Raw genomic sequence first — 5,781 nt, 5'->3', positions numbered from 1 at the left:
AATACGCAGTATATCTACAGCGAAAACAGCCGGGAACCGCTGGCGCGCGTGGACAGCATCGGCGAGCAGTCGGAAACGTTCTGGTATCACACCGAACTGAACGGCCTGCCGGAACGCATGACCGACGCGCATGGCGAAGTAGTGTGGCGCGGCCGCTTCTCCACCTGGGGCGAAACGGAGCGGGAAAGCGTGACGGGTTTCCAGGCTGTGCCGCAGAATCTGCGTTTTCAGGGGCAGTACCTGGACAGAGAGACGGGCCTTCATTACAATTTATTCCGGTATTACGACCCGGTTGCGGGCAGGTTTACGCAGGTTGACCCGATAGGGTTGGCGGGTGGGGTTAATACCTATGCGTATGTCGGGGACCCGCTGACGTGGGTGGATCCGCTGGGATGGATGAGCTGCTCGACAGATGCGGCCAAGCTTGCTCGTAACTTAGGGCCCCAACCGTTAGGTGGTGGAAAATACGATGCTCATCATATTGTAATGTCCAATTCTTCAGATGCTCGTATGGTTGCATTGAGAAAACGAATGGATGATTTCGATATTGATATAAACAATTCGAAAAATGGCGTTTGGCTACCAAATACGCGAGCAGATCGTATTGAAGAAACGTTCACTACTGCTCATAAAGGTAATGGTGTTCATGGAAATGCATATAAGCAATATGTTTACGACAAACTAATTAATAGTCAAACAGATAAGGAATTCTTATCCGCTCTCAAGCAAATAAAAAATGAGCTTGCAACAGGTAAAGTCTTCCCACTTGCAAATGGTAAAACTCCTATATTATGAAAAATAAAACGATGTTAGAAATGGCTGAGGATATTAGAGAGAAATTTGATAGTCTGATATCATTGCTATCGTCTGAAGATGCATTAAATCAAAAGCTTTCTCAATTTCATACTGGTAATAAAGAAAAAATGCTATGGTCAAAAACTAATGCCTTCAGCATTGTACCATTTTATAATGAGTTAACAGGTTTTAAAACTGGCGAAATGCAGCATAAAGAGCCAAAAAATAAAAAAAATGTATATTGCTACTTTATGGATGAAGATAGCGGTGAAATAAATAAAGTAATAAGTTATAACTCAAAAGGAAATGTAGAGGATACGTCATATATAATTAGAGAAGGTAACAGTTCTATTGAAGTAAGACAAGATTTCCGAGGTGACTTTATAGCTCTCAGTCAAACTTTTTTTGATGGCAATAAATGTCCTTTAAGTTCATACTTCGCAAGTGAAGATGGCAATGTGTCTGGCTATTATTATTTTTATAAAAATGATAAAATAAATGAGATTTTAGCAGTAAGCAAAAACTCCCCTTTACCATACGTGACTTTGCTATGCGAATATGATGAAAATGGAATAATTAAAAAGATTTACTTTAATAAAAAAGAGGCTCAGGTAGTCGTATACCCGCGTTGAGAGGTATATAAATCTTCTTCAAAGGTTAAAATGGAATGTGTTTGAAGGAAAGTTATAAATATTAGTTAGTGTTAAGTGCGGAAGTAGCCTGGAAGCGTGATTAGCTTTCAGGTTACATCGCATAACATTCGCTTTCATTGATTATATTTTAATTTTGGATGTACCATCTATTTCGATATTACGGCCCGGTTGCCGGGCGGTTTATCGAGATTGACCAGATAGGATTGGCGGATAAGGTTAATACTTATAGTTATGTGGGCGATCGGCTAACCTGGGGGGGATTAGTTGCTCGACAGGTACGGAAACATTAAGAAATAATATGGCAGAAGCAGGTATGATCGCACCTGCTTATAAAAATGCAGCACACTATATTGTCATGTCCAACCCAAAAGATTTGAGGATGGTTGAATTATTGTTAAAAATGGCTGAATTTTATCTGCATTTTAACGATTTTTATAACGGTGTATTTTTACCAACAACCTCGAAAAACTTCTTTCAGATGCAATTAGTCCAGCCCATAGCAAAATACACACTAATATTTAAAAATAAAATGTATACGATAGATTAATCCTGACTAAAAATGCTGATGAATTTATAGCTTATTTAGAAAGTATTAGGAATTCAATTGTGAGCGGTAGTTTTAATTATTGAAGCTGTTTTATGAACGAAGTAAATAGAACCTTTGCTTTTTTTAATAGCAAATCAGAAAGTGAAGCATGACGAGTTTCTATCACAAGCTGAAGTTAAAATTAATTATTTAAAATATTCAAATACGTCATTAATTGAAATGTACCCTTTCGAAGATGAAATTTCTGGATAAATAAAAGGTGTGAAATAAAAGCTCCAGAAAAAATAGAAGGGCCATTGAAAAAGATTTATTTTGATAAAGGAAAAAATTAGTTATAACTGAAGAGATTTTGGCAGGTAATCGAGTAAATAGCAGGTCTTTTTACTTTTATACTAGTAATTTTATAGAAAGGATAACTTTCCAGGAAATTGGTTCTTTTAAGCTAAAACCACTATCTCTTTTTATAACAAAAAGGGGAAGGAAATTCTATTGAATAAAGGTATGATGGGGGGCAGTCTTGAAGTTTAATTATCATGATGATTCTTTGTCTTCAATCCATGTGAAAGAAAAATATTATGCATCAGATAAATATCATTAAAGTAATGTAAGATTTATTTACGGCGATAAAAATGAGTTAAAGTAAATAATCAATAAATATGAAAATAGGACTTCTTAAGTAATGTGTAAAATAAAAATATAGGTTCTAAAAAATTGGGGTTATATATTTTTAGCTCGGATAGCATACGAATGCTGACGCGAGCAGAACTTGCCTTAGTAAGAAAACTTAAGAAGTATAAAACGTTATAAATTCTGAGGGGTCGCGTATGAAAGCAATTCCGATATTTCCCCTTAGCTTATAAATAATTATCTTTAGTCCATCACAATTTCTACTTATCCTTAATGTATGAACAGTAAAAAAACCGCCCCCTTCAAGCGCTAAAGATCAAGGGACGCCTCAAGAGGCGGTTTGCTCACAGGTTTTTTTGTATTTACCGGAATCGTCTAAAGCCTCGACTTACTTGCTTTTATCCTTATCGCCATCAGATGCTTTACTGGCATCCGCACCGCTTCCTGCGGACGTACTGGTACTACTTTTCGAATCCAGAGCCGCTGTAGCCGCACTGTCCTTCGCTGTAGTGGTTCCGGTGTCGGTTCCGGTAGACGTGCTGGTGCTGTCACTGCTTTTCGAAGCCGCATCAGCTTTGGTAGCACTGTCCTTCGCTGTACTGGTTCCGGTATCGCTTCCTGCGGACGTACTGGTACTACTTTTCGAATCCAGAGCAGCTGTAGCCGCACTATCCTTTGCCGTACTGGTTCCGGTGTCGCTTCCGGTAGACGTGCTGGTGCTGTCACTACTTTTCGAAGCCGTATCGGCTGTAGCATTGCTTCCAGCAGAGGTAGCAGCGTCGTCTGCTGATGACGCGGTAGCTTTAGTAGCAGTGGCGCTATCGCTTGTGGATGGTGCGCTGGTTGTAGTATCGGTGCCTGTTGAAGTGCTGCCGGTATCGCTTGTTGCAGATGTGCCAGTATCAGCCGCGCTGGTTGAAGAGGTAGTTGATTTACTATCACTTCCTGTTGCCGGGCTGGTTCCCGCATCGCTTCCTGTCGACGCGCTGGTGCTGTCATCATTTGCTGAAGGTCTGCCGGTACCGTTATCAATGACCGGAGGCGCGTCAGCCATCGCCTTATCCTCTTTAGATTTGTCGACAGGCGCATCGCTATCTACAGATGCACTGGCTTTGTCATCATTCGAGGAAGGCCTGCCGGTACCATTGTCAATAACAGGCGGAGCGTTGGCTATGGCAGCATCTTCCTTAGATTTATCGACGGCATCATCGCTGTCTGAAGAAGCACTGGCTTTATCACCTTCTACTGAAGGCCTGCCGGTGCCATTATCAATGACAGGCAGCGCATCGGCTATGGCATCACTTTCCGCAGGCGTAATAGTTTCAGCTTTAGTGCCTGTATAAGTGCTGGTTTTACGGCCGCCTGCCGAAGTCGCACCATGTTCGTCATCCTCATACTCCGCAGCCTTGCTGGTCGTAGCGCTGCTTCCTGCAGATGAGGTGGTCCCATCGCCGCTTTTCGCGGACGTACTGGTCGTATCGCTTCCTGCAGCCGCACTGGTGCTGTCGGTGCTTTTTGATGACGTGTCGCTTCCTGCGGCTGCACTGGTACTGTCAGTGTTCTTTGATGACGTAGCGGTTCCTGCAGTCGCACTGGTGCTGCCGGTGCTTTTTGATGACGTATCGCTTCCTGCGGCTGTACTGGTACTGTCGGTGCTTTTTGACGACGTGTCGCTTCCTGCGGCTGTACTGGTACTGTCGGTGCTTTTTGACGACGTGTCGCTTCCTGCGGCTGCACTGGTACTGTCGGTGCTTTTTGACGACGTGTCGCTTCCTGCGGCTGCACTGGTACTGTCAGTGTTCTTTGATGACGTAGCGGTTCCCGCATCGCTCCCTGTAGTTGTACTGGCAGTTTTGTCAGCACTTGCCGAAGACGCGGCTTTCCCTGTATCGCTTCCTTTACTTGTAGCTGCACTGTCAGCGCTTTTAGAAGACGTTGCAGTTCCCGCATCGCTTGCTTTAACCGTACTGGTGCCATCAGTGCTTTTTGCAGCCGCAGTTGTTTCGGCATCGCTTTTCGCAGAAGCCGTGGTGCCAGTATCGCTTTTTGAAGATGTACTGGTTCCGGCGTCGCTTTTCGCAGGAACGTTAGCATCATCATGAGTTGGTTCTAAAAAATCATCATGTTCAGACATACAAACCTCCACTAGCCCGGATGGGTAAACTAACTATAGAGGCCGGTTTGCGTACGCATTTTCCTTATTTCACAATTAGTTAAAAAAACTTTGGTGTGCAGACTGACTGCCTGGCTGTTTATATCGATGCTTTTATCTGCTGCCGGGCCTGCTCAAGGGCTGTCCGCTGCCGTACCAGCACTTTTTCCAGTGCTTTCAGTCGCTTTTGTTCACGACTATCCACAATCAGCACCAGGCAACCCTCTAAGACTTTGAGGTTGATGCCGATACCTGGTTCAAAGCCCGCCTCCAGCAGCCATTTTCCAGAAAAACTTATCATGGGGATGCTGGTGTCGCCCTGATTTGGACGGTAGCCGACCTGTAGATGCCGTTCCGTTCTTGAAATAACCCGTTCCGATTTACGTTTGCTTGTAGTCATAGCTAAGTCCTGTGAAATTGTTGAAGTAATACCATATTAATAAAATTACTCTCTGCTAAAGGAATGCCTGCAAAATAACTTCCCCTTTTATACCCTTCTGAGAGTCCTTTATAAATCGTAAATGCCTGGCTTTTTTGTAGATAAACTAATAAATGCGAGCTGGATCTGAAATAATACGCTCCTGTCGATAATAAATAGTAATTTTCAATATCATTATTCAATGAAAATTTCTTATGGTCTGTTTTTCCTATAGTTAACTGTTATATGTTGCTATTTTTAGTTTTCCGCCTAATTTTGCGAGTTGTTACGCAATTTTGATTCTTACCGTTAAATTTCATTTGATTCCTGGCTGAGCGGAGATAGAATTAGATTGTTTTCATATGCCAGGTAGCCAAATGAAGGTAAAAATGAATTATTTAAAAATTCATTCAGCCCAGGCAGTGGAGCGAAATAATTATCAAAAAACTTATATTGGTTGATATTTAAAAGGTAGAGAATGTGCTTGCATTGAATTTATATAATTTGCCTGATGCCTGATGCCTGATGCCTGATGCCTGATGCCTGATGCCTGATGCCTGATGCCTGATGCCTGATGCCTGATGCCTGA

At 42.4% G+C, this 5,781-nt stretch carries 7 protein-coding genes; 6 read left to right on the top strand and 1 reads right to left on the bottom strand.

All coding sequences use genetic code 11. The annotated features are described in order from the left end of the window. The 6 genes from KUE00_RS21625 to KUE00_RS21605 form a co-directional block, all read left to right on the top strand. A partial coding sequence (locus KUE00_RS21625) for an RHS repeat-associated core domain-containing protein (protein WP_246762634.1) occupies positions 1-795 on the top strand: 795 nt, incomplete at its 5' end. Continuing rightward, positions 792-1,427: a hypothetical protein gene (locus KUE00_RS21620; protein WP_246762633.1), complete on the top strand. Its 636-nt coding sequence runs from the start codon at positions 792-794 to the stop codon at positions 1,425-1,427. The genes KUE00_RS21625 and KUE00_RS21620, both read left to right, overlap by 4 nt. A 158-nt stretch (positions 1,428-1,585) precedes the next feature. Then, positions 1,586-1,738: an RHS repeat-associated core domain-containing protein gene (locus KUE00_RS22030; RefSeq protein WP_414147498.1), complete on the top strand. Its 153-nt coding sequence runs from the start codon at positions 1,586-1,588 to the stop codon at positions 1,736-1,738. 8 nt (positions 1,739-1,746) lie between these two features. Further along, positions 1,747-1,995, top strand: a complete 249-nt coding sequence (locus KUE00_RS21615) for a hypothetical protein (RefSeq protein ID WP_246762632.1) — start codon at positions 1,747-1,749, stop codon at positions 1,993-1,995. A 983-nt stretch (positions 1,996-2,978) separates the two neighbouring features. Next, complete coding sequence (locus KUE00_RS21610; protein ID WP_246762631.1) at positions 2,979-3,965, top strand: hypothetical protein; 987 nt, start codon at positions 2,979-2,981, stop codon at positions 3,963-3,965. Between the two features lie 63 nt (positions 3,966-4,028). Then, complete coding sequence (locus KUE00_RS21605) at positions 4,029-4,724, top strand: hypothetical protein (protein WP_246762630.1); 696 nt, start codon at positions 4,029-4,031, stop codon at positions 4,722-4,724. 150 nt (positions 4,725-4,874) lie between these two features. Here the strand turns inward: KUE00_RS21605 and KUE00_RS21600 are convergent, their stop codons facing one another. After that, on the bottom strand, positions 4,875-5,174 hold the full coding sequence (locus tag KUE00_RS21600; RefSeq protein WP_246762624.1) for a SymE family type I addiction module toxin: 300 nt from the start codon (positions 5,172-5,174) through the stop codon (positions 4,875-4,877). Between the last annotated feature and the right edge of the window lie 607 nt (positions 5,175-5,781).

Origin of the sequence: Erwinia phyllosphaerae (assembly GCF_019132875.1) — a bacterium.
Classification (GTDB): Bacteria; Pseudomonadota; Gammaproteobacteria; order Enterobacterales; family Enterobacteriaceae; genus Erwinia; species Erwinia phyllosphaerae.
Note: the sequence above shows the minus strand (reverse complement) of the source record. Positions and strands in the feature narration are given on the sequence as shown.

What these genes read in the sequence shown, in the direction of transcription:
- KUE00_RS21620 (WP_246762633.1), top strand. Translation starts at nt 792, where the DNA reads ATGAAAAATAAAACGATGTTAGAAATGGCTGAGGATATTAGAGAGAAA.
- KUE00_RS22030 (WP_414147498.1), top strand. Translation starts at nt 1,586, where the DNA reads ATGTACCATCTATTTCGATATTACGGCCCGGTTGCCGGGCGGTTTATC.
- KUE00_RS21615 (WP_246762632.1), top strand. Translation starts at nt 1,747, where the DNA reads ATGGCAGAAGCAGGTATGATCGCACCTGCTTATAAAAATGCAGCACAC.
- KUE00_RS21600 (WP_246762624.1), bottom strand. Translation starts at nt 5,174, where the DNA reads ATGACTACAAGCAAACGTAAATCGGAACGGGTTATTTCAAGAACGGAA.